Origin of the sequence: Pseudomonas sp. WC2, assembly GCF_050586545.1 — a bacterium.
In the GTDB taxonomy this organism is placed as follows: domain Bacteria; phylum Pseudomonadota; class Gammaproteobacteria; order Pseudomonadales; family Pseudomonadaceae; genus Aquipseudomonas.
On sequence record NZ_JBOBDR010000011.1, the window covers coordinates 1 to 22406 of the forward strand.

Consider the following 22406-nt stretch of genomic DNA (forward strand, 5'->3'; position numbering starts at 1 on the left):
GACAGCAACAACGTCAACAGCCATTTCTGTGCAACCCGGCCCGTGCTCCGCATGACCCTTCCTCTGTGCGCCGATTTCGATCAGGGTGCTGTAACACCCAGTACCTGCAAGAACGTTTGGGTGTCCTGAGCGCTGGCATTGTCATTGACGTCGGGACCGTTCAAGTCGTACGTCCAGGCTGTGCCGGCTCCCAGCGACTCGGCTGTCCATACGGCGTAGTTCAGCCAATCCAGATAGTCGGCCACGGGCCCGGCGTCCTGGAAGTACAGTGACCAAAAGCGTTTGATCTGCGTCAGCGAGATCGCCTTCAGACCGGCTGCCTCACAGGTGGTTTGCATGCCTTGCCAATCCGCTCTGTGGCTGAGGAAATGCACTTCGGTAATGCCCTTGATCGTCAACGGATAGCCAATACTTTTGCCCTGGCTGTCAGTGGCGCTGATGGTGCACTGGCCATTGCGCAGCGCATTGACTTCGCCCGACTGGGCATCGACGCGGGCAATGCCCGGATCGCTGCTCGCGTATCGATAGGGACCGATGCCCCATTGCGCCAGTCGAGTCATTCGCGCCCCTTGCGGCAGATACACCGGTGGCTTTTCAACGGCGACAACGTAGTTCTGCGCGCTGAGATCAAGGGTTGCCGCCACTTCAAAACCCGATTGCATCAGCAGACTCATCGTTTCCGAGGGCACTCGTGCACCACCCACGAAATCCACTTCATAACGAATGGACACGATGTCGTCTGCACCGGCGACGAGTGCGTTGGCGGGGACTTCAAAGAGAACGTCTTTGCCGACTGCGGGGGAGCCGATCGGCAGCTCGTCGCGGTAATTTTCCCCCACAAACAGATACACCCGATCCTTGGCGGCCATATCGTCATAGGCCTTGATTCTGACGGTCACACCGCGCGGCGGGACTTGCTCGGGATCGAGCATGTCACCAGGCGCTTCATCCACTGAAGGTTTAATCAGAGTGTTCATGGCAGCACCTCACTTGGCGCTCTGGCGAGCGCCAAGTCTCAGGAAAAGAACAGGCGTCAGCGCTTGGCGCGCCGCATTGAGTCGAAAGAGCGAGCCGCTTTGAGGGAAAGGCCTCTGGAGGCTGGACTGGCTTTGTAGGAAACCTGCCCTAATAACAGCCGTTGCACCGCGCTGCTGTCGCCGCCCCCGCCAGGGTGTCCCCAAGTCACTACGCGACCGTCAGCAGTCAACGCGGTAAAGCCATGGGTGTTATCGTAGAGGGCTTGCACCTGTGTCAGTTGATCGGCCACTTCCTTGCTGATCGCGCCACCAACGTCTGCATTGCCCCAAGCGACCACCGTGCCATCCTTGCGCAAGGCAGCGAATGCCATTGATGACCCGCACACTTGGACAATGTCGTTCATCCTTGCGATGTCCTCCGGTACGGTGCCGCCTTCTGCCGGACGCCCCCAGGCCACAACACTGCCATTGGAGAGGCGTGCAGCGAACGCCCGCCATGTGGAGCTCACTTCCACAATGTTGGTCATACCGCCGATGGTTCCGCCGATCGTCCCACCATATTCTGGCGTACCCCACGCCACGACCTGACCCGTGGCCCTTCGCGCAGTAAAGGCCTGCGCATTGGCGCAGCTGAGTTCAATGATGTCGTCCAGAAGGGCGATTTCTTCGGGCACCGCACCGCCGTAGGTGGCGTGGCCCCAACCGACAATCCTGTTTGTGCGCAGGTGCGCGGCGAAAGCACCGTAGCTGCCGATCAGATTATCGATACCGGTCAGGCCTCCGATGTTGCCGGGGACGGTGCCACCATTTGCCGCATTGCCCCACGCCACAACGTTTCCCGCCGCCTGGATCGCAGCGAAGGCCTGACCGGCTGCGACTATTCGGACAACGTCTGTCAGCCTGGCGATGTTTTCAGGGACGAGGCCACCGTCGGTCAGATTGCCCCACGCAAACACTTGGCCCGTGTTCTTCAACCCGGCGAGTGCGGTGGAGTTGCCGATGACCTCAACGAAGCCGAACTGCGGAACTCCGTCAATATTGCCCCCCTCCGCTGCGTTGCCCCAGGCCGCGATCGCCCCGCTTTTGGCAACGCGAACCACATAGGCGCTGCGTGAACAACTCACTTCAACGATTTCATCCAGAACGATGATGCTGGAAGGGATACTGGCGCCAAATGCCGCGTCTCCCCAACCAACCACATCGCCTTCATCGCGATGGGCGACAAACGCCGCCTGTCCGGTGGCCGTGGTATCGATGCCGTTGCCGATAATGTTCGCCGGATTGAGCGTGACCTGGTCATCAGCGGTGCGCACCTGCAAAGGTTCTTGTGGTGAGGTATCGCGCCAGGTGGCGGCGGTTTTCCACTCACTGTCCGATGGGTACTTCCATTGTGCTTGCACCGCCGCTCCCGTGACGGCGTTGAATGCGCTGAGAACCCGGCTGGCGCTGGATGCCCGATAGGTGCTGCGGTTGTAGCGCGCGCCCATGATTTTAAGGGAGCCGCTGCCGATCACCTTGCGCACATCGTAAATTGTCGGATCCGACGGACCGTCGGTGCCACCGGCGTTGCGCTTGACGGTGTAGCTCAGCGCAAGGTTGCCCTCGAGGTTGGCATTGACGAAGGCATGAGGCACTTTGATGACGCTCAACTCTTTGTCGGCTTCGGTCGACAGCACTGTGTGCGGGTACGTGGTGGTGGTTATCCCTTCCACCGTCACGATGATCTCGTCATCAGTCTTGAGTCGAGCGGCGGCTTGTATCACCACGGTCGCCCCCGCGGGGTAGACGTCGTCCGGATTCAACAAATCGTTCTGCTGTCCGGAAGCCTCTTTGAACCTGGCTACCGGCAGCTTGAACTCCTGCTCCTGGACTGTGAGTTGGTAGGGCTTGCCCGGGACTTCCTTGTCATCTGCCAACTGCACGACCCGGTAATTGACGGTCACGGTTTTGCCGAGACTGGCCAGTACCACCTCACGGGAAATCGGGAACACAACCGGTTTGCCCTTGTTGTTACCTGTGATGGGTTTGTCAGCCTTTTCCTCGACGGTTCCGTCCGCCGACTTCCAGGTCATGTAAAAGTGATCGCCAGCGTTGTCGGGGCTGTTTGCCGGAATTTCAACGGTCGCGCCGTTCGGTGCATTGGCCGGATCGAGAATGTCGTCGACGGCTTCCACAACCTTGGCCGGATCAAGCAATTGTTCCTGACCTTGGCCGACAGTGAAGGCCAATGGATTTGAATAACTGTATTTGTTGTCTGCGGTGCGAAAGAGTCTGTAGTTCACCGTGATCTTGCTGCCGCGGTTGGCCTCGATGTGATCTTTGACGAATGTTTCGTTGAGCCTGATTTTCAGGTCCTGGCCTTGGTTGAGTGAAGTGATGTTGACTGAGTCTTCATGGTCGCCGGCCCCTTCAGCCGTCCACTTATAGGTCACGACATCGCGGGTTTTCCATGGATTGGCGAGCGGTCGAGGAATGGTTAATTGGCCTACACCGTTTGGCAGATCGTTTGGCTCCAGCGAACCGTTGTTTTCCCCTTGAACAATCGGTTTGTCCAATTCGAACTGCGGCTCGCCGACGTTCAATGGTGCAGCGGACAGCGAAGGACGTGATTGCGGCTCACCCTGCTCATCCTCAAACCAGAACAGGTACGACAGCGTAAGTGTCCCGCCCTCCAGTGTTTTGACGTGTCTGCCGTCTACCGTAATGAAGAAACCATTGGGATCCTCGGCCTCTTCCTCGTCGGGGAGATACCACTCCAGCGGGGGGTTATATACGCTGTTGTCTGGACGTACTCCAAACCATACGACCTCTATGGCGCTGCCATGCTTGATGGCCAGGTTGAAGGGAATCAGAATCCGGGTGTGCGGAAGATCCGGATCCAGTGCGCCCTGGTTATCGTCCTCTGCAATTGGCGCCGCAAGTTGGGTGGACTGTCCGCTAACCTGCACGAACTGGCCTTTGGAGAGCAGGGGGGAGGGTTCTCCCGTGCGAGTAACCTGATAGGAAAAGATGACCTGAGTGTCGACCAATCTGCGCAGATCCGAGTTCTCTATCTCGAACTCATAGACATGTGGCAAGTTGTCGATTTCCTGAGGGGGAGGCGTCAGCTCCACCGTTTCGCCGCTGCTGGTCGTGCCGCGTACTTTCAGTTCGATGACATCGCCAATTTTAAACAGGAGCGATGTGGTAACAACCTGTCCCCAGACATTCGGATTTCCAGTGGCGTCCAAGTCTATGACATTGTTGGTCGCCCCTTTGACGATGGGCGCTATCAGCAACGAGGTTCCCATTGACACACTGAGGCGGGTCTCATTGCACCAGTCCTCAGAGTAGTTGTGCACGATGTCACGCACGCGGAAGGTGACGGGCAGACTGTCGGAGTCGCCCGCCGTTTCTATGGTTGCCTTGGTAACCAGAATCTCGATCGGGTTGTCTTGTGGAGCACTGATCTGCTCCAACGTCACAGGATCGGACCAAACGAATACGCCGCCCCAACTTATTTGCATGCAGTCGCCCACGGCGATATCCGGATAAGGCTTGCCCGTCCCGGAAGCGGCGCGGACGATGATCGGAACGCCGGCTTCGGCCGTCTCTTTGTCCACCCCACCCGTGACAATTTCAGGCGGCAAGAACATGTGCAGATTTGAGTGCCCCGGCCCCTCCTGCGTGTCCTGACCGGCCGGAATATCCAGCTTGACGTAGATCTTGACCGGCGGGGAGTCCTCGGGTGTCTGAACGGGGTTGCTGATCCGATAAATGAGGACGTGAGACCCCTGTGAAAGATTTCTGGGCGCAACGAACAGGGTCACACGCTCACCGACGTCTGCCTGATCACTGATGAAGTGCGAATCGACCTCATCAGCGCCGCGAAAGAGCGTCACCTTGTCACCCACCTTCATGTTGTTCCATGGATTGATGTACACCTGCAACCCGTGGTCCGGATAGACGCCGCGTGCAGCAGCGAGATTGATACCCCACTCATCGGAAGGCAGAATCGGGTGAGTCCGGCCGGTGATTTCCGGTTCCAGCAATGCCAGGGTTGAAATGGCTTTCGGTGGTTGGTTGAGCATGCTGAACACTCCTGCCGGATAAGAAACGACCGAAGGGAGTTAACGCGATAAAAAGGGAGGGTGTCACCTGTCAGATCTGACAGGTGAGGTTGGTTTTCCGATCAGCGGTCGAGTGACGCGGCGGACCCGGCGCACGCTCGGGCGCCGCGTTGTTCACCGTTTTTGCAAAGTCTTCTGCCGCAGGATATAAACCGTCACCAGCACCGCACTGGTGAGCATGAAACCCCGCGCCCACGGCAGCGGCACCAGATAGCAGGAGAACAGAATGCTCGCCCACATCAGCCCGATCGCATAGACCTTGCCTTTGAGGGGGATGCCGTTGCCATCGAGGTAATCGCGGATCCATGGCCCGAGGCGGGGATGCTCGACCAGCCATTTATAGAAACGCGGAGAGCTGCGCGCGAAGCACGCTGCTGCGAGCAGAAGGAAGGGGGTCGTGGGCAGGACGGGCAGGAAAATCCCGATCACCCCTAACGCCACGCTGAGCCAGCCGATGGCCAGCAGCAAGTAGCGCAACATCAGGGGGCGGTTGCCTATGGGATTGTCCATAGGCCGGATCTTAGTGGTGACGTGGCTTGAGGATCGCCGGTTTTTCGTCAGGCGCCTGGCACAGCAGGTACAGCGCGGTGAGGGCTTCCGGAATCTGCACGATCATGTCGTCCATCAGGTTGGCGTCTTTAGCGATGTCTTCGAACTCAGGCTGTTCGTCGAACAGGCCCGAACCGACCATGATCGGCAGGAGCATTTCGCTGACTTCTTCTTCAGCGGTTTCGAACCAAGCGGCTTCGCGCAGGAACACGCCTTCCATGAAACCGATGCACCAGCCGCGCAGTTCCGAATCGTCCGGCTCTTCGCCCAGGTCCAGTTCGCATGGCAGTTCGAACTCTTCATCCGAGGCCAGTTGACGGGCGATGTGCGCCTTGAGGCCGATCAGTGTGGCTTCGATTTCGGCGCGCTGTGCTTCGTCGCTGTAATGCGGCTCTTCGGCGAACAGGGCATCGATCCACTCACGCTCTGGCACGTCTTCGGCACAGATCGACAGGGCGGTCAGGTAACCGTGGGCGGCCACGTAATCCAACGCCTCGTCGTGCAGCTCGTCGGCGTCGAGGAAGACTTGCAGGCGGGTTAGTTGCTCAGCGAAGGACATTACGGGGCTACCTTGGGGGAATAAACAATGCGGGAATTCTAGGCCTTCTTGCGCGCTCAAGCCAGCCGCAAGGCAGATTTGCCGCAATTGCCGGACGGCATACAAAACCTTGTGGGAGCGAGCCTGCTCGCGAAAGCGGTGGGTCAGGCGCGTTTGTATTGGCTGCCCCACCTTTATTCGCGAGCAGCCTCGCTCCCACATGGGTTCGTGTGCGGCAGGTTGATCAGTGTCTTATCAGCGGCACCCTGCACAGGGAAGGCCTCGGGTATACTGCCGCGTTTTGCGATCCCTGCCCGCATTGCGCCTGTCATGCAATGCGCTCTTACGTTTTGTTTAAGCAGCCGTGGCTGTTCTGAACCAGCCTGAGCAGGGATGTATCGGTAGATTTTTGGAGTTTTTATGCTCGAACAGGCTCAACGCGTCCTCAAGGACATCTTCGGCTACGACAGTTTTCGTGGCCGTCAGGGTGCAATCATTGAGCGCGTGGCCAGCGGCGGTGATGCGCTGGTCCTGATGCCTACCGGCGGCGGCAAATCCCTGTGTTTCCAGGTGCCGGCGCTGCTGCGCGATGGCTTGGCCGTGGTGGTGTCGCCGTTGATCGCCTTGATGGACGATCAGGTCGCCACCCTCGAAGAACTGGGCGTGGCCGCTGCCGCGCTGAACTCCACGTTGAGCGCCGAGCAGCAGCGTGACCTGGCGGCGCGGATCAAGCGCGGCGAAGTGAAGATGCTGTACCTGGCACCGGAACGTCTGGTGCAGCCGCGTATGTTGTCGTTCCTGCAAGGCCTGAACATTGCCTTGTTCGCCATCGACGAAGCGCACTGCGTGTCGCAATGGGGCCACGATTTCCGCCCGGAATACCTGCAACTGGGCCAACTGGCCGAGATGTTCCCGGACGTCCCGCGTATTGCCCTGACCGCCACCGCCGACAAGCGCACCCGCGAAGAAATCGTCACCCGACTGCACCTGCAGAACGCCGAGCGTTTTCTGTCGAGTTTCGACCGCCCGAACATTTTCTACCGCATCGTCCCCAAGGAGCAGCCGCGCAAACAGTTGCTGGCATTCCTTGCTGAGCGACGCAGCGATGCCGGCATCGTCTATTGCCTGTCGCGCAAAAAGGTCGAGGAAGTCGCGGCGTTTCTCAGCGAACAAGGCTTCCCGGCGCTGCCTTATCACGCCGGTCTGCCCAATGATTTGCGTGCCTTCAACCAGAAACGCTTCCTCAATGAGGAAGGCCTGATCATGGTAGCGACCGTGGCGTTCGGCATGGGCATCGACAAGCCCAACGTGCGTTTCGTTGCGCACCTCGATTTGCCGAAATCCCTTGAAGCGTATTACCAGGAAACCGGTCGCGGCGGTCGTGACGGCCTGCCGGCGGATGCGTGGATGGCTTACGGTCTGCAAGACGTGGTGATGCTCAAGCAGATGCTGCAGAACTCCGAAGGCGACGAGCGCCACAAGCGTCTGGAGCAGCACAAGCTCGACGCGATGCTGTCGCTGTGCGAAGAAACCCGCTGCCGCCGACAGACGCTGCTGGCGTACTTCGATGAAGAGATGGCCGAACCCTGTGGCCATTGCGACAACTGCGTTGATGGCGTGCAGACCTGGGATGCTACCGAGCCTGCGCGTCAGGCATTGTCGGCGATTTTCCGCACCGGTCAGCGTTATGGCGTGGGTCATCTGGTCGACGTGTTGCTGGGCAAGGACAACGAAAAAATCCGCAGCTTCGGCCATCAGCACCTCTCGGTGTGGGGTGTTGGCAAGGCGCTGAGCGAAAGCGAATGGCGTTCGCTGTTCCGCCAGTTGGTGGCGCGCGGGTTGGCGGATGTCGATCACGAAGGTTACGGCGGGCTGCGTCTCAACGACAGCTGCCGGCCTTTGCTCAAGGGCGAAGTGACCCTGGAACTGCGCCGCGATCTGAAACCGCAAGTCACGGCCAAAAGCGGCAGCAAGAGCCAGGCGAGCCAACTGGTGCGCGGCGAAGAACGCGAACAGTGGGAAGCCTTGCGCGCACTGCGGCGCAAACTGGCCGAAGAACATGGCGTGCCGCCGTACGTCATTTTCCCCGATTCGACTTTGCTGGAAATGCTCCGCAGCCAGCCGACCTCGCTGGCGGAAATGGCCCGGGTCAGCGGCGTCGGTGCACGCAAGCTGGAACGCTACGGCGAGGCCTTCCTCGAAGTGCTCGGTGGCGAAGCCGAGGCCCCGAAAGTGGTCGCCGATGTACGCCACGAACTGATCACCCTGGCTCGTGCCGGCATGACGCCGCTGCAAATTGCCGGGCAACTGCAGTGCTCGGAAAAGAACGTCTACACCATGCTGGCCGAGGCGATCGGCAAACAACAGTTGTCGCTGGAGCAAGCGCTGGACTTGCCTGAAGAGTTGATGGGTGAGGTGCAAGACGCGTTTCTCGATGGCGAGGGTGAGTTGCCGTCGGTCGCCGAAGTGGCCGAACTGTTCGCCGGTCGCGTTCCGGAAGGCGTGCTGTACTGCGTGCGGGCCGCGCTGCAATCGGAATTTGAAATGTGAGAGGGCGTTTGTGCCAAGGCTCATACAGTTGTAACGATTCAGTACAGGCCGCCACTTGCCTATAACTGCAGCTCATGCTTAGCTGGCTAATAATTAGATTTTCTTTATTTTCAGTCTGACCGTGAGTGTTTTATGCCGTTAACCGATCAACACCGCTTTGGCATGCAACTGGCCCAGATGTCCCGTGGCTGGCGTGCCGAACTGGATCGCCGCCTCGCCGGTCTGGGCTTGTCCCAGGCACGCTGGCTGGTGCTGCTGCATCTGGCGCGTTTCGAAGAAGCACCGACCCAACGTGAGCTGGCGCAGAGCGTCGGCGTCGAAGGTCCAACCCTGGCGCGCTTGCTCGATAGTCTGGAAAGCCAAGGCCTGGTGCAACGCCAGTCCGTGATGGAAGACCGCCGGGCGAAAAAAATTGTCCTCTGCGCGCCAGCTCTGCCGCTGATCGAACAAATCGAAACCATTGCCACGCAACTGCGCCACGAATTGTTCGACGGCGTCGACGAGGCGGATTTGAAGGTGTGCATGCGGGTTCACGGGCACATTCTGGGTAACCTGGAAAAATCTTGAGGCACATTGCCGTGCCGTTTCTTTGAGAGATCGCGCTGAGCCGACTATAAGAACTACTGGGCAATATCGTGTTCGTACCGGATGTGCGAACGCATAGAAGTCGGTTTTGCTTATTTAAGGGATGCTCATGCTCGCAAGTTGGCACGTTTTACTGCGCGGCGGCGCCAGAGGGTTGCTGCTCGCTGGCCTATTCAGTTTTTCGACCGCGTCGATGGCACTGGGGCTGGGTGACATCACTGTTCACTCAGCCCTCAATCAGCCGCTCAAGGCCGACATTGCCTTGCAGGATGTCGGCGCTCTGAGCCAGAACGATCTGTCGGTCGGCCTCGCTACAGCAGACGAGTTTGGCCGCGCCGGCGTCGAGCGGGTGTTTTTCCTCAATGACCTGAAGTTCACGCCGATCCTGCATGGCAAGCGCCAGATGATCCGGGTGACGTCCAGCAAACCGGTCAACGAACCCTTCCTGAATTTCCTCGTGGAGCTCAATCAGCCCAATGGCCGTTTGCTGCGCGAGTACACCGTATTGATCGATCCGCCGGGCTCACCGGGGATCGTGCCTGCGACCGATGAACCGGACCCCCGTGCGCAGTCTTCCGAGTTCCCTACGGTGGAGCCGGCGGCGGCGCCGACCCAGGCCGCTCAGGGTAAGCGCGAAAGCGCACCCGCGCCGGCCACGCCCCCCGCCAACGATGCACTGGCCGAGCAATTGGCCGCCAGTACGCTGCTCAACCAGCAGTTGCAGCAGACAGTCGAGGAGCAGAAAGCCCGACTGTTGACTCAGGAAACCCAGATCGCTGAAGGCAAGAAGCAGATCGCTGCGATGGAAATGCGTCTCGCCGAACCGCAGAAAGCGCCGCCAGCGTCCGTGGTCGCACCGACACCGGCACCCGTTGCAGCCCCTGTCGAAGCCACGGATGACGGCTTGAACTGGCCTTTGCTCGGCGGCTTGCTGTTATTGCTGGCAGTCTTGGCTGCATTGTTCGTCCGTCGTCGGCAACAACAGCGGCACACGGGCGGACCGTTGCCCTTCTTTGCGCAGCCTGCTGAAGCGGAAGCCGACGAGGCTGAACCGACAGCCCACGTCCGGACTCACGGCGCAGCAGAACACCGAGAAGAACCCGCCGCCGGGGATGTGCTGGAAGCGGTCGGCATTTACCTGGCGTACGGGCGACTCGCTGAAGCGGCGGGCCTGTTGCGCGATGCCTTGCACAAAGAGCCGGAGCGCCTCGACCTCGGGCTGCAACTGCTTGAGGTATTGGGTCGTCAGGGTGATAGCGCCGCGTATGAACAACAGGAAAGTCACCTGCGCGCATTAGGCGTGGATGAGCTGCAACTGCAGGACACCCGTGCCCGCCATCCAAAACTGGTGAGTACGGTGCCGTTGGCGCCAATCGTCGCGGCAGCGCCCATTGCCTCGGCGCCACCGGCGCCGGAAGACAATTTCGAGTTGAATCTGGGCGAACTGTCGATGGATTCCAGCTGGGACCTGGAGGGCAGTCGCCCATCCCCGGAGCCAGCGCAGCCAAGTCTGGGTTCAAGCCTGCAAGTCTTGCCGCAGGATTTCGAATTGCCTGAACCGGTGGCCAGTGAAGAAGCGGAACTCGAATGGATTCCCGAGCCTGATGCCCAGCCGCTGGATGACGATTTTCTCAATGAGTTCGCTGATCCGCAGCCCTCTTTAGCGCTGGAGCCGCTGGAGTTGCAATTGTCCGAACCGGCGGAAACTACCGGCTCAGTCAAGCTCGAACAGGCACAAACCTGCATCGACGATGGCGACATCGACAGTGCGATTGCCTTGCTCAATGAATTGCTCAAAGAGGCCGATGAACCGTTGAAGCAAACGGCGCGGACGTTGTTGGCGGGGATTCGCTGAAGTCTGGATATTTGGGGCGGGCCGGATATCGCCATCGCGAGCCGACGTCGATCAGAAGGTCTGCCCCAGATTCAGATACACCGCCTGCTCATTCGCATCATTCAACCCATAGCTGAAATTCAACGGCCCCAGCGGCGTATCGAAACCAATAAACACACTCGCCGCGTTGATGTAACCGCTGTCGAATTCATTGTCGTTGTTCCACGCTCGCCCACGTTCCAGCGAGGCGCCGGCGTACATCGGGAAGTCCAGCGGCAGGTACGATCTCGGCGTCAACCGGCGGTAGTAAACCGCGCGCAGCAGACTGACGTTTTGCCCGGAAACCGCATCCTCGCGGAAGCCGGACAATTGCCGCGCACCACCGAGCAGGAAGCTTGAAGTGACCACGTTGGTATCGTCCAGCGTGCGCCCATAGCGCCCGCCGATAATCAGCGTGTCCGGCCCATGACTCAGGGCTTTATCGAGTTTGAACTCCCACTGCCGGTAACGCGTGTCGGAACCCAGGCTCGGCTCGAACTGCTTCAGGGTCAGGCTGATGTCTTTGCCTTCGTGGGGGAAGTACACGTTGTCCAGTGAGTCGTAGGAATACTTCAAGGCATAGAAGCCTTCATTGAAGGTTTCGCTCGGCAAGTCTTGATCGCCAATGCGCACATCGGCCTTGCCCCAGGCTTCGCCGACGCCGAAACGGATCTCGCCATTGTTGCCGATCTGCCGCCCCAGGTTGAGGCCGAAACCGTAACGTTCGACGCGGTATTGCGCGATCGGATCGTTGTCGAGCACCGAGTCGACGTTCTGCGCTTCGAACGACGCGTAGGGCGCGACAAAGTAGCGTGAACCGACGTCCAGCGGCTGATAGAACTCGGTGTACAGCTCTTGTTTGTCGCCAATCTGTGCGCGGGTCAGCCATTCGGCACCAAGGCGATTGATGCCGTTGATGCGGTAACTCGCCCCGAGATTGAAAGCGCTGTCGCCGCGCATGTCGTCCGACAGGTTGAGGCCGACCCGCAGATAATCGGTGCCGCTGCGTTTGCCCCGGGCGCTGATCACCAGCGTGTGATCCTGGCCCTTGTGCACCACTCGGTACTGCACCTGTTCAAAGTAATCGAGGCCGTACAACGTGCCCATGTCTGAGTGCAGCCGGCCCAGATCCAGTGGCTCGCCGACGGTCTGGCGGATGTAGTAACGGATCACATCGTCGTCGACTTTCGAATCGTTCTCGACCCTGATCGCGGTGATCACCGGCGTGCGCTGGCCTGGCGAGCGGGCTGCGTTGAGTTCAGCGTCCTGGGCATTATCGGGTTTCAGCGCAGCGAGGCGTGCGTCGAGGATTCGGGTCGCGCGGTAGCCGGCGTCGATCATGTCCTGGGCCTTGCCGAAATCGGTGACGCCATACGCCGCCAGGGCTGGCTGGATCAATACGTCGGTCGGCTTGAGCGCGGCCAGTTGTTCTTCCGAATTGCTGCGGGTCATCAGGGTGATCGACTGATTCAACACGTCGACCACGGTGGTCAGTTGCTTGCGGTTGCGCAGCGGCGTGCCGATGTCGACGACGATGGCCACGTCGACGCCCATTTCCCGCGCCACATCGAGCGGGATGTTGTCGGTCATGCCGCCGTCCACCAGTAGCCTGCCGTCGAGCTCGACCGGGGCGAACACCGCCGGGATCGACATGCTCGCGCGGATCACCTGCGGCAGATGGCCTTTGCGAAACACGACTTTTTCACCGTTGGCGATGTCGGTGGCCACGGCGCGGAACGGGATTGGCAGTTTGTCGAAATCGCGGGTATCGCTGGTGTGCGCGAGCAGACTTTCCAGCAACAGCGCGAGGTTCTGCCCCTGAATCACCCCAAGTGGCAGACCGAGGCTGCCATCGTCGCGGAAGCTGAGTTTTTGTTTCACCAGAAAATCGCGGTCATCCTGCTTGCGGCGGAACGGCACGTCTTCGCGCGGTGGCGCGTCGGAGAGCGCGGCTTGCCAGTCGATCTGCAGCGCCAGTTTTTCCAGCTCGTCGATCTTGTACCCCGAGGCATACAGGCCGCCGACCACGGCGCCCATGCTGGTGCCGGCAATCGCATCGATCTTGATGCCTTGCTCTTCGAGTGCCTTGAGCACGCCGATGTGCGCCAAGCCGCGAGCAGCGCCGCCGGACAGCACGAGGCCGACCTTGGGGCGTGATGCTTCAGTGGCTTCGACGCTGGCGTGGACGAAGAGGGGCAGCAAACCCAGCAGCAGGCAGAGCAACAAACGGCGCATTGTGAGTCTCGGGGCGATCGGTAAAGCCGGCTATTATAGCGGCGCCCTCTGTCTCAGGAGTTTCAGCGAACATGACTGTCGCAAAAGCAGAAATTGTCATCACCTATTGCACCCAATGCCAGTGGCTGCTGCGCGCCGCGTGGCTGGCGCAGGAACTGCTCAGCACCTTCGGCGATGACCTCGGCAAGGTCTCGTTGGTGCCAGGCACTGGCGGGGTGTTTCACATCACCTGCGCCGGCACGCAGATCTGGGAGCGCAAGGCCGATGGCGGTTTTCCCGAAGCCAAGGTGCTCAAGCAACGGGTTCGCGATCAGATCGACCCTGACCGCGACCTCGGCCACAACGACCGCTCTCAGTGAGACGCAGCCTCGGCGGCACCGGTTTTTTTATCGCTGCCGCCTGACATCCGTGCCGACACCACGATGGCGACAATGATCAGCGCGCCACCGAGCAACATGCGCAGGGTCGGGTTTTCATTGAACAGCAGCCACGCCACGGTGATGCCGTAAACCGGCTCCATGGCGAACACCACTGCCGCCGTGCGCGCCTTGATCACCGCCAGGCTGGCGACGAACAGACTGTGGGCGACGCCGGTGCAGAACACGCCGAGCAGGGCGATCCACAACCAGTCCAGCGCGCGGACCTCGCTGAGTTGCGGCGCCGCCACCGGCAGCAGACACAGCGCCACCACGACGTTCTGACACAGTGCCGCCTGCACCGCCGGAATGCGTCCGGAGCTGGCGCGATTGGTCAGCGACAGCAGGGAAAACAGCAATCCCGACAGCACTGACCAGAGCAAACCGATGGTCGCGCCGCTGCCCAGATCGAACGCTGGCGTCACCAGCACCAGACCGACACTGACCAACACCACCAGCACGATTTCATTGGCGCGAATGCGTTCGCGGAAGATCAGCCCTTCGAGAATCACCGTGAACGCCGGGAAACTGGCGAAGCCCAGAGTCGCGATGGCCACCCCGGCAATCTTCACCGAAACGAAAAAACTCACCCAGTGCCCGGCCAGCAACACGCCGCTCAGGGCCAGACGTCGCCAATCCACGGCTTGAAGTTTTTGCCAGCGGCTCTGGCTGGCGAAACGGGCGAAGAACGCCAGGGCGAGTACGGCGAAGGCGGCACGGCCGAAGACGATCACGGCCGGCGAAGCGGCGGCGAGCTTGCCGAAGACGCCAGTCAGGCCAAACATCAAAGCGCCGATATGCAGGGCGCCGAGGGCGGTACGCGGGGTCATTGCAGTCCTTAATCCAGACACGATTCGATCGTTCCCACGCTCTGCGTGGGAATGCCTCTAGGGACGCTCTGCGTCCAGTGACGCGGAGCGTCACGGGGCTGCATTCCCACGCAGAGCGTAGGAACGATCAACCCATAGGCCCATTGAACCGCGTATCGGCCAGCAAGTCTGTCGGCAGGCTATCGTCTTTTGTTGTAGGAATCGCGCCGAAGTTGCCCGGGTGATGCGCCGAACTCGCGTAGGACGGCGGCGGAAAAGGCACTTTGCGAGCTGTAACCGACGCGACAGGCAATTTCTCCGATCGGCAGGACCGTGTCGCGCAACATGTGCACCGCCAGATGCAGGCGTCGGCTGCGACTGTAATCCATCGGTGTCTGCCCGCATTCAGCCATGAACCGAGCATGCAGGCGTGCACTGGACAACCCGGCCACTCGCGCCAGATCGGCGACCTGCAGCGGGTAAGCGGCATTCTGTTCGATGTGCGCATCCAGTGCGGCATAGGGCAGGCGACGAGCAGTGAGTTCGGCCGGTTGCGCGTGATTGAGACTGGCCAGCAGCAACACCGCACCTTGCTGTGCGATCAACGGATCGCTGACCGGACTGTTCGCCAACCAACTGACCAACTGGCTCTGTCCCGAATCCAGCGACAGGCGGGCGGGCTGATCGAGCAAGCGGCGACTGGCCTCGGCATGCTCGCCCAGCGAGTCGTTCACCCATTGCCCTTCAGGGATATCCAGTACCAGGCAGCGGCTGCCCGTCGGACTGCCGCACGCGTGGTGGGCGCCGGACGGGATGACCACGAAACTCTGCTGGCGCACCTGGCTGCCACAACCCTCGACCTCGAAATCCAGCGCACCGGACAAGCCGAAGACCAATTGGGCGTGGTCGTGGCTGTGGACGATCAGATCGCGGGTGTACTGACGCAAGGTGAGGATCGGGCGCATAAGCAGGTCTCCGGGCAGGCCTGCAGTCTACACCCACGCACGCCGGACGCGCTGTCACAGGACTGACTTGTGCTTGTCATGGTCAATTAACCGGGCAAGCGCACTCTGGCGAAAACATCGCAGAGGGTTGCCCATGACCAGCGCCGAGCTCGCCAGACCCAGCCGCAAACAACGGGTGCGAACCCTGTGGATTTCCGACGTGCACCTGGGGACGCGGGACTGCCAGGCGGAACATTTGTCGCAGTTTCTCAAAGGCTATCAGGCCGACAAGATCTACCTGGTCGGCGACATCATCGACGGCTGGAAACTGCGCGGCGGCATGTATTGGCCGCAAGCGCACACCAACGTGATCCGCCGCTTGCTGACCATGAGCAAGCGCGGCACCGAGGTGATTTACGTCACCGGCAACCACGACGAATTCCTCAGACGTTATTCGAAGCTGATTCTGGGCAACATTCAGTTGGTCGACGAGGCGGTGCACGTCACGGCGGACGGTCGGCATTTGCTGGTGATTCACGGCGATCAGTTCGACGTGATCACCCGTTATCACCGCTGGCTGGCGTTTCTCGGCGACTCGGCCTACGAATTTACCCTCACGCTTAATCGCTGGCTCAACCATTGGCGTGCGCGTTATGGCTACGGTTACTGGTCGTTGTCGGCTTATTTGAAACACAAAGTGAAAACGGCGGTGAGTTTTATCAGCGACTTCGAAGAAGCCATCGCCCATGAATGCGTGAAGCGCGGATTGCACGGCGTGGTGTGCGGGCACATTCACCATGCCGAGATCCGCAAGGTGGGCGAGGTGGATTACCTCAATTGCGGTGATTGGGTGGAGTCGTGCACGGCGCTGATCGAGCATTGGGATGGCACGATCGAGTTGTATCGACTGGCGGATGCGCAGGCGCGGGAGGCCGAGCTGAAAGCGGCCAAGGTCGCCGAACTCGCCTGAACCACACAAATCCCCTGTGGGAGCGAGCCTGCTCCGGGCGGCGTTCCGACGAAAGCGTTACATCAGGCAAAGTCGTGTCGCCTGACACTCCGCATTCGTCGGAACGCCGCCCGGAGCAAGCTCGCTCCCACAATGGGCTGTGATGTTCTCAGGCTGGGCTGTGTTCTTCCATTGCGGCTTTGTAAATTGAGTTCTTCGGCTGCGCAAACAGCCTTTGCATCATAGGCTCAAAGAAGCTCAACGGCAGCGTGTCATAGTCTGGATCAAACGCTGCCGCATCGTACTTGGCGCAAAACTCGGCGGTCGCCTGAAACTGCGGATGTTCCTTGAATTGCTCGCGCAGATGCCGATCCATGCCCAAATGGTGGAAGAAGTAGTAGCCCTGAAAAACGCCATGCTTTTCGACCATCCACAGATTCTCGGCACTGACGAACGGCTTGAGAATCGCCGCAGCAATGTCCGGGTGGTTGTAAGAGCCCAAGGTGTCGCCGATGTCGTGCAGCAGAGCGCAGACCACGTATTCCTCGTCACGGCCATCGCGAAAGGCGCGGGTCGCGGTTTGCAGCGAGTGAGTCAGGCGATCCACCGGGAAGCCGCCGAAGTCGCCTTCAAGCAGCTTCAGATGAGTCATGATCCGCGAGGGCAATTGTTTAGCGTAGGCACTGAAGTCGGCGGCGATGATCGCCCAGTCTTCCTGCGTACCGTCCTTCATATGGGTGAAGCGGGCATTGGCATTCATTGGCTGACCCTCATTCAGAACGCCACGCGACCGAGGATCATGTCGCGATACATGACGAAGTCGCCGAGGAGGCTGTACAGCGGATGCTGAAACGTCGCCGGCCGGTTCTTTTCAAAGAAGAAGTGCCCGGCCCAGGCAAAGCTGTAACCGGCCAGCGGCAAGGCCAATAACAGCAGCCAAGCGCCTTTGGCGATGGTCATCGCGAGAATGAAAATCACCAGAGTCGTGCCAATGAAATGCAGGCGACGACAGGTGCTGTCGTTGTGTTCACTGAGGTAATACGGATAGAACTCAGCGAAGTTGTTGAAATGTTTGATGTTTTCCACGACCGCGTTCTCTGTGGTTATTGTTCTGGCGACGAGTTGTTCTGCGGGTAGCTTATTTGAGTCTAGAGTGATCATTGGCGTGGGCCAGTGACAATCGGCGCCACTTTAGTATCCTTCGCAAATCAGGTCGTAATATGCGGCCCCTCATGTAAAAGAAAAACGCCATGAGCGAACGAACGACTTCTGCAAGCTGGGCGATGGGGATTGTCAAAGCATTGGAGATGGACGGCCTGGATTGCCGGGTTCTGTTCAAGCAACTGGGGCTCGATTACACGGCTCTGGATGATCCGGATGCACGCTTCCCGCAAGATTCCATGACCCGCCTCTGGCAACGGGCGGTCGAGTTGTCCGGCAACCCGGCGATCGGCCTGAACATGGGCAAAGTGGTGCGCCCGGCCTCGTTTCATGTGGCCGGCTACGCGCTGATGTCGAGTAATACGCTGGCTGAAGGCTTTCAGCGGTTGGTGCGCTATCAGCGGATTATCGCGGAAAGTGCCGACCTGAGCTTCCGTCTGCTGGAAGAGGGTTACGCGCTGATTTTGACCGTGCACGGCGATCACCTACCGCCGACCCGGCAAAGCGCCGAAGCCTCGCTGGCCTGCGCTTTGGGCCTGTGCGGCTGGTTGACCGGGCGCACGCTGCACCCGGTCAAAGTGCTGGTGCAGGGCGACGAGCCGGATGATCTGGCACCCTATAAACAAGCCTTCCACGCGCCGTTGATGTTCAACGCGCCGTACGATGCGCTGATCTTCGAGCGCGCCGACATGGAAGCGCCGCTGCCCACCGCCAACGAAGCCATGGCGCTGTTGCACGATCGCTTTGCCGGGGAATACCTGGCGCGATTTTCCGAAAGCCGTGTGACCCACAAGGCGCGGCAAGTGCTGTGCCGTTTGCTGCCGCAAGGCGAACCCAAGCGCGATACCGTGGCGCAGACCCTGCATTTATCGCAGCGCACCTTGCAGCGGCGCTTGCAGGAGGAGGGCACCAGTTTTCAGCAGTTGCTCGACGACACCCGCCGTGAACTCGCCGAGCAGTATCTGGCGCAACCGAGCATGACCTTGCTGGAGATTGCCTATCTGTTGGGCTTTGCCGATCCGAGCAATTTCTTCCGCGCGTTCCGCCGCTGGTTCGACACCACGCCCGGCGATTACCGGACGCGGTTGTTGCAGGCGCCGAACGCGGTCAGTGACGCCAAAAGGCCGGAATACACAGCACAAACACCGTAATGATCTCCAGTCGGCCGAGCAGCATGCCAAACGACAGGATCCACTTGGCGGCATCCGGCAAGGTGGCGAAGTTGCCCGCCGGGCCGATGGTTTCGCCAAGCCCCGGGCCGACACCGGACACGGTGCTGGCGGCACCGGTCAGTGCGGTCATCCAGTCGACACCGAGCAGCGACAGCAGCAGGGCGATCACGCAGATGGTGATGGCGAAGAAGAACGAGAAGGTCAGAATCGAACGCACGATCTCTTCGTCGAGACGGTGACCGTTGTACTTCTGCTTGATCACCGCGCGCGGGTGAATCAGTTGATTAAGGTTGGCCTTTAGCAGGATGTAGGCGACCTGGAAACGGAAGATCTTGATCCCGCCCGCCGTCGACCCGGAACAGCCGCCGACAAACCCCAGATAGAAGAACAACATCAACGAGAAGTTGCCCCACAGGCTGTAGTCGCCGAGGGCAAAACCGGTGGTGGTGACCACCGACGTCACGTTCAGCGCCACATGACGCAGGGCGTCCAGCCAATGCAGGTTGGTGGTCCACCAGTACCAGGTGCCGAGCACCAGCCAAGTGACCAGCAACATGCCGAGCAAACCCTGCACCTGCTGATCCTTGATCAACGCCTTGCGGTTACCGCGCAATGTCGCCACGTACAGGGTGAACGGCAGGCTGCCGAGAATCATGATGACCACCGCAACCCAGTGCACCGCCGGTTGCGTCCACTTGGCCAGCGACTGATCGGAGGTCGAGAACCCACCGGTGGAAATTGCCGACATCGCGTGGTTGATCGCGTCGAACGGGCTCATCCCCGCCCACCAGAACGCCAGGCTGCCAAGAATGGTGATGCCGACATACGCGGCGACGATCAGCCGCGCCACCATGTGCGAGCGCGGCATGACCTTTTCCGAGCGATCCGAAGATTCAGTCTGGAACAGGCGCATGCCACCGATGCGCAACAGCGGCAGAATCGCCACCGCCATGCCGATAAAGCCGATGCCGCCGATCCAGTGCAGCAGCGAGCGCCACATCAGAATGCCCGGTGACATGTTGTCGAGATGATTGAGCACGGTCGAGCCGGTGGCGGTGATGCCGGACATGCTTTCGAAAAACGAGTCGGTGTAGCTGATGTGCTGGGTCAGCAAAAACGGCAGCGCGGCGAAAATGCACACCACCAGCCAACTGCTGACGGTCAGCAAATACATGTCACGCGGGCGCAGGTGAATGTGTTCCGGGCGGCCGGGAATCACCAGCGCGAGGCCCGCGACAAAGGTGATCATGCTCGCCCAGAGGAACGACGGCAGGTCGCTGGTGCGGTCGAAAATCAACAGGGTTGCCATGGGCACGACCATGGCCACGGCCAGGGTGATCAGGAAGATGCCGATGATGAAACCAATGATCCGTAAGGTCGGCAACGCCATGAAGTCCGCTCGGGCTGATGTGAGAAGGGCGCCATTCTACCCGTGGGGCAGGGCATGTAAACCGGCATCCTGCTGGCAGATAAAGCTAGAATAGCCGCACATATTTTTCAGGAGGTGGCCGATGCAGGCTCTCGACGCGTTGCTCAACCGTGTTTCCGTTCCACGTCTGGTCGAACCGGCCCCCACTGCCGAGCAGCGCGAAGCCTTGTTCGGCGCAGCGTTGCGCGCGCCGGATCACGGGCATTTGCAGCCGTATCGCTTCCTGACCGTCGAAGGCGCGGCACGCGAGCAAATGGGCGAGTTGCTGGCCGAGGCTGCGCAGCAGCAGGCAGGCGAAGTCACCGAAGCGATGATCGACAAGGCGCGCAACGGCCCGCTGCGTGCGCCGCTGGTGGTTGTGGTGATCGCTAAATTGCAGGAACACGTCAAATACCCGAAGGCCGAACAGTTGCTGGCGGCCGGGTGTGCGGCGCACGGAATTTTGCTGGCGGCGTATGCGCAGGGGATTGGTGCGGTGTGGCGCACGGGCGATCTGGCGTATTCCCAGCATGTGGCACAAGGTTTGGGCTTGACCGAAGGTGAAGAGGTTATCGCATTCCTCTACCTAGGCACGCCGCAGAAAGAACCTCGCGTAGTTGAAAAGGTCGACCTGAGCGAGTTTGTCAGCGCCTGGCCCGGCAAGGCCTGACCCCCTGAATCAAATGTGGAGCGAGCCTGCTCGCGAAAGCGGTGTTTCACTCATTGCACAGGGTGACTGACAGGCTCGCTCGCACAGGTTTAATCAGATTTGAAGAACAACCCCGGGTACGAGCGGTAATTCCAGGCTGGCAATAAACCCGCCCTGCGGATGGTTGGCCAACGTCAGAGTCCCGCCATGGCGCTCCGCCGCTCGCCGGGCAATCGCCAGGCCCAAACCATGTCCCGCCGCCGTCTGCCCCGGCGCCCGGTAAAACGGCTCGCCCAATTGACTCAGATGTTCGGCCTGCACACCGGGGCCATGGTCGCGCACGCTGATGATGATTTTTTCACCCTGACGTGAGGCGTGCATCTCAATCGCCTGACCCTCCGGGTTGAAGCGCTGAGCATTGCGCAACAAATTGTCGACGGCGCGTTCAATCATGGTCGGCCAGCCTTTCAGGTTCAGCTGCGGTTCGGCCTCGAGACGCACGGTCTGCTCGGGTGATCCAAGTTGTGCATCCTTCTGCAACGTGCCGAGCAGCGCATTCAAATCAACGTCCTCGGCACTGGCATTGTCGGCATCGACTCGCGCCAGCACCAAAATTTCACTGATCAACGCTTCGAGGCGATCGCACTCGCGTGTGAGGCGTGGCCAGAGTTTTTCCCGTTCTTCAGGATTGGCGCGCTCTGCCAGCGCCAAGGCTATGCGTAGTCGCGCCAGCGGTGAGCGCAACTCGTGGGAAACATCGCGCAGCAACTGCCGCTGACTGCCGATCAGGCTTTGCAGACGCGCGCCCATGCGGTTGAAGTCTGTGGCGAGTACGCCGAATTCATCGCGACGGTTAGCCAGTTTCGCCAGGCTGTTCTGCTGATAGGTCGTCTGCCCCAGATCATGCACGGCGCCACGTAAACGGCTGAGCGGACGGGTGATCGAAAAGGTCACGAGCAGGCTGAACAGGGTCAGCACCACCAGCGCGATACCCAGCGCACTCAAGGGCCAGAGCAGGCTTTCGCGGTGCCAGGAATCGAGTTCCGGGTGCGGGATGCGGTAGATGAACAGGTAAGTGTCGCCGGTTTTTTCGCTGGTGAATTCGTCGGTCAGGCGGCGCCACGGCAGGCGTCGGTCATCGTTGTTCTGCCGCGCTTCGAAGGCGGCGGCGCGGCGTGGGAAAGTGCCGCGTACGACCGGATCGCCGCTTTCGTTGAGCACTTGCACATCGATGTGATATTGGCGTTTGCGCTGTTCGAGGATGTCCTGGGCGGCTTCTTCGCCTTGGGCTTCGTAGGATTGCGTCCACTCGCTGGCGAGGGTGTTGAGGCCCGGATGGCGACTGAGGATCCACGCGTCCTGATTGAGCATGTGCCCGAGCAGAATCGACAGCCCTGCCACCAGAGCGATGGCCAGCCAGAAACTCGCGAGAATACGCCAGAACAGTGAACGCACAGAAAATCCTCAATCAAACACAAATCC

The 22406-nt window shown here is 60.2% G+C and carries 18 protein-coding genes; 7 read left to right on the forward strand and 11 right to left on the reverse strand.

Annotated elements, in window-relative coordinates:
• Positions 1 to 80: 80 nt before the first annotated feature.
• The 4 genes from ACQ4OE_RS14835 to ACQ4OE_RS14850 all read right to left on the reverse strand — a co-directional run bounded on the left by ACQ4OE_RS14835 (position 81) and on the right by ACQ4OE_RS14850 (position 6194).
• A complete protein-coding gene (locus tag ACQ4OE_RS14835; protein WP_430947068.1) occupies positions 81 to 977 on the reverse strand; it encodes an Ig-like domain-containing protein in 897 nt (298 codons plus the stop codon).
• A gap of 56 nt (positions 978 to 1033) precedes the next feature.
• Positions 1034 to 5047 carry an RCC1 domain-containing protein gene (locus tag ACQ4OE_RS14840; protein ID WP_430947069.1) on the reverse strand — a complete coding sequence of 1338 codons (4014 nt, stop codon included), beginning with the start codon at positions 5045 to 5047 and terminating at the stop codon, positions 1034 to 1036.
• Positions 5048 to 5200: 153 nt separating this feature from the next.
• Entirely contained in the window at positions 5201 to 5596 is a 396-nt protein-coding gene (locus ACQ4OE_RS14845) for a YbaN family protein (RefSeq protein WP_430947070.1), read from the reverse strand.
• Positions 5597 to 5606: 10 nt separating this feature from the next.
• Positions 5607 to 6194 (reverse strand): UPF0149 family protein, encoded by a 588-nt coding sequence (locus tag ACQ4OE_RS14850; protein ID WP_122593282.1) that lies wholly within the window; start codon positions 6192 to 6194, stop codon positions 5607 to 5609.
• 399 nt (positions 6195 to 6593) lie between these two features.
• On the opposite strand from ACQ4OE_RS14850, the gene recQ reads away from it, so the two are divergent.
• The 3 genes from recQ to ACQ4OE_RS14865 all read left to right on the forward strand — a co-directional run bounded on the left by recQ (position 6594) and on the right by ACQ4OE_RS14865 (position 11163).
• Positions 6594 to 8723: a DNA helicase RecQ gene (gene recQ, locus ACQ4OE_RS14855; protein WP_122593284.1), complete on the forward strand. Its 2130-nt coding sequence runs from the start codon at positions 6594 to 6596 to the stop codon at positions 8721 to 8723.
• 132 nt (positions 8724 to 8855) lie between these two features.
• Positions 8856 to 9290, forward strand: coding sequence for a MarR family transcriptional regulator (locus tag ACQ4OE_RS14860; protein ID WP_122593286.1), 435 nt, complete (start codon positions 8856 to 8858; stop codon positions 9288 to 9290).
• Positions 9291 to 9417: 127 nt separating this feature from the next.
• On the forward strand, positions 9418 to 11163 hold the full coding sequence (locus tag ACQ4OE_RS14865; RefSeq protein WP_430947071.1) for a FimV/HubP family polar landmark protein: 1746 nt from the start codon (positions 9418 to 9420) through the stop codon (positions 11161 to 11163).
• Positions 11164 to 11214: 51 nt separating this feature from the next.
• Here ACQ4OE_RS14865 and ACQ4OE_RS14870 read toward each other — a convergent pair whose 3' ends face one another.
• Positions 11215 to 13416 (reverse strand): patatin-like phospholipase family protein, encoded by a 2202-nt coding sequence (locus ACQ4OE_RS14870; protein WP_430947072.1) that lies wholly within the window; start codon positions 13414 to 13416, stop codon positions 11215 to 11217.
• A gap of 71 nt (positions 13417 to 13487) precedes the next feature.
• On the opposite strand from ACQ4OE_RS14870, the gene ACQ4OE_RS14875 reads away from it, so the two are divergent.
• On the forward strand, positions 13488 to 13775 hold the full coding sequence (locus ACQ4OE_RS14875) for a SelT/SelW/SelH family protein (RefSeq protein WP_430947073.1): 288 nt from the start codon (positions 13488 to 13490) through the stop codon (positions 13773 to 13775).
• Here ACQ4OE_RS14875 and ACQ4OE_RS14880 read toward each other — a convergent pair.
• Positions 13769 to 14662, reverse strand: coding sequence for a DMT family transporter (locus tag ACQ4OE_RS14880; RefSeq protein ID WP_122593294.1), 894 nt, complete (start codon positions 14660 to 14662; stop codon positions 13769 to 13771). The genes ACQ4OE_RS14875 and ACQ4OE_RS14880 overlap by 7 nt on opposite strands.
• A gap of 179 nt (positions 14663 to 14841) precedes the next feature.
• Positions 14842 to 15606 (reverse strand): helix-turn-helix domain-containing protein, encoded by a 765-nt coding sequence (locus tag ACQ4OE_RS14885; RefSeq protein ID WP_430947074.1) that lies wholly within the window; start codon positions 15604 to 15606, stop codon positions 14842 to 14844.
• Between the two features lie 133 nt (positions 15607 to 15739).
• On the opposite strand from ACQ4OE_RS14885, the gene ACQ4OE_RS14890 reads away from it, so the two are divergent.
• The gene (locus tag ACQ4OE_RS14890; protein WP_122593298.1) at positions 15740 to 16555 is read left to right on the forward strand and encodes a UDP-2,3-diacylglucosamine diphosphatase; all 816 of its coding nucleotides are present in this window, start codon (positions 15740 to 15742) and stop codon (positions 16553 to 16555) included.
• 148 nt (positions 16556 to 16703) lie between these two features.
• Here the strand turns inward: ACQ4OE_RS14890 and ACQ4OE_RS14895 are convergent, their stop codons facing one another.
• Both ACQ4OE_RS14895 and ACQ4OE_RS14900 read right to left on the reverse strand, forming a co-directional pair.
• Entirely contained in the window at positions 16704 to 17294 is a 591-nt protein-coding gene (locus tag ACQ4OE_RS14895; RefSeq protein ID WP_430947075.1) for an HD domain-containing protein, read from the reverse strand.
• A 14-nt stretch (positions 17295 to 17308) separates the two neighbouring features.
• On the reverse strand, positions 17309 to 17620 hold the full coding sequence (locus ACQ4OE_RS14900; protein ID WP_430947076.1) for an Mpo1-like protein: 312 nt from the start codon (positions 17618 to 17620) through the stop codon (positions 17309 to 17311).
• Between the two features lie 164 nt (positions 17621 to 17784).
• Here ACQ4OE_RS14900 and ACQ4OE_RS14905 point away from each other — a divergent pair, with 164 nt between their 5' ends.
• On the forward strand, positions 17785 to 18846 hold the full coding sequence (locus ACQ4OE_RS14905; RefSeq protein WP_205933104.1) for an AraC family transcriptional regulator: 1062 nt from the start codon (positions 17785 to 17787) through the stop codon (positions 18844 to 18846).
• Here ACQ4OE_RS14905 and ACQ4OE_RS14910 read toward each other — a convergent pair.
• The gene (locus tag ACQ4OE_RS14910) at positions 18803 to 20257 is read right to left on the reverse strand and encodes a TrkH family potassium uptake protein (RefSeq protein ID WP_430947077.1); all 1455 of its coding nucleotides are present in this window, start codon (positions 20255 to 20257) and stop codon (positions 18803 to 18805) included. The genes ACQ4OE_RS14905 and ACQ4OE_RS14910 overlap by 44 nt on opposite strands.
• Positions 20258 to 20378: 121 nt before the next feature.
• On the opposite strand from ACQ4OE_RS14910, the gene ACQ4OE_RS14915 reads away from it, so the two are divergent.
• Positions 20379 to 20945 (forward strand): NAD(P)H nitroreductase, encoded by a 567-nt coding sequence (locus ACQ4OE_RS14915; RefSeq protein WP_430947078.1) that lies wholly within the window; start codon positions 20379 to 20381, stop codon positions 20943 to 20945.
• 93 nt (positions 20946 to 21038) lie between these two features.
• On the opposite strand, the gene ACQ4OE_RS14920 is transcribed toward ACQ4OE_RS14915, so the two are convergent.
• Positions 21039 to 22379, reverse strand: a complete 1341-nt coding sequence (locus ACQ4OE_RS14920; protein WP_430947079.1) for a sensor histidine kinase — start codon at positions 22377 to 22379, stop codon at positions 21039 to 21041.
• Positions 22380 to 22406 lie beyond the last annotated feature (27 nt).

Excerpts from the sequence above, each read along its gene's own strand:
- ACQ4OE_RS14835 (WP_430947068.1), bottom strand. The coding sequence starts at position 977 with ATGAACACTCTGATTAAACCTTCAGTGGATGAAGCGCCTGGTGACATG.
- ACQ4OE_RS14840 (WP_430947069.1), bottom strand. The coding sequence starts at position 5,047 with ATGCTCAACCAACCACCGAAAGCCATTTCAACCCTGGCATTGCTGGAA.
- ACQ4OE_RS14845 (WP_430947070.1), bottom strand. The coding sequence starts at position 5,596 with ATGGACAATCCCATAGGCAACCGCCCCCTGATGTTGCGCTACTTGCTG.
- ACQ4OE_RS14850 (WP_122593282.1), bottom strand. The coding sequence starts at position 6,194 with ATGTCCTTCGCTGAGCAACTAACCCGCCTGCAAGTCTTCCTCGACGCC.
- recQ (WP_122593284.1), top strand. The coding sequence starts at position 6,594 with ATGCTCGAACAGGCTCAACGCGTCCTCAAGGACATCTTCGGCTACGAC.
- ACQ4OE_RS14860 (WP_122593286.1), top strand. The coding sequence starts at position 8,856 with ATGCCGTTAACCGATCAACACCGCTTTGGCATGCAACTGGCCCAGATG.
- ACQ4OE_RS14865 (WP_430947071.1), top strand. The coding sequence starts at position 9,418 with ATGCTCGCAAGTTGGCACGTTTTACTGCGCGGCGGCGCCAGAGGGTTG.
- ACQ4OE_RS14870 (WP_430947072.1), bottom strand. The coding sequence starts at position 13,416 with ATGCGCCGTTTGTTGCTCTGCCTGCTGCTGGGTTTGCTGCCCCTCTTC.
- ACQ4OE_RS14875 (WP_430947073.1), top strand. The coding sequence starts at position 13,488 with ATGACTGTCGCAAAAGCAGAAATTGTCATCACCTATTGCACCCAATGC.
- ACQ4OE_RS14880 (WP_122593294.1), bottom strand. The coding sequence starts at position 14,662 with ATGACCCCGCGTACCGCCCTCGGCGCCCTGCATATCGGCGCTTTGATG.
- ACQ4OE_RS14885 (WP_430947074.1), bottom strand. The coding sequence starts at position 15,606 with ATGCGCCCGATCCTCACCTTGCGTCAGTACACCCGCGATCTGATCGTC.
- ACQ4OE_RS14890 (WP_122593298.1), top strand. The coding sequence starts at position 15,740 with ATGACCAGCGCCGAGCTCGCCAGACCCAGCCGCAAACAACGGGTGCGA.
- ACQ4OE_RS14895 (WP_430947075.1), bottom strand. The coding sequence starts at position 17,294 with ATGAATGCCAATGCCCGCTTCACCCATATGAAGGACGGTACGCAGGAA.
- ACQ4OE_RS14905 (WP_205933104.1), top strand. The coding sequence starts at position 17,785 with ATGAGCGAACGAACGACTTCTGCAAGCTGGGCGATGGGGATTGTCAAA.
- ACQ4OE_RS14910 (WP_430947077.1), bottom strand. The coding sequence starts at position 20,257 with ATGGCGTTGCCGACCTTACGGATCATTGGTTTCATCATCGGCATCTTC.
- ACQ4OE_RS14915 (WP_430947078.1), top strand. The coding sequence starts at position 20,379 with ATGCAGGCTCTCGACGCGTTGCTCAACCGTGTTTCCGTTCCACGTCTG.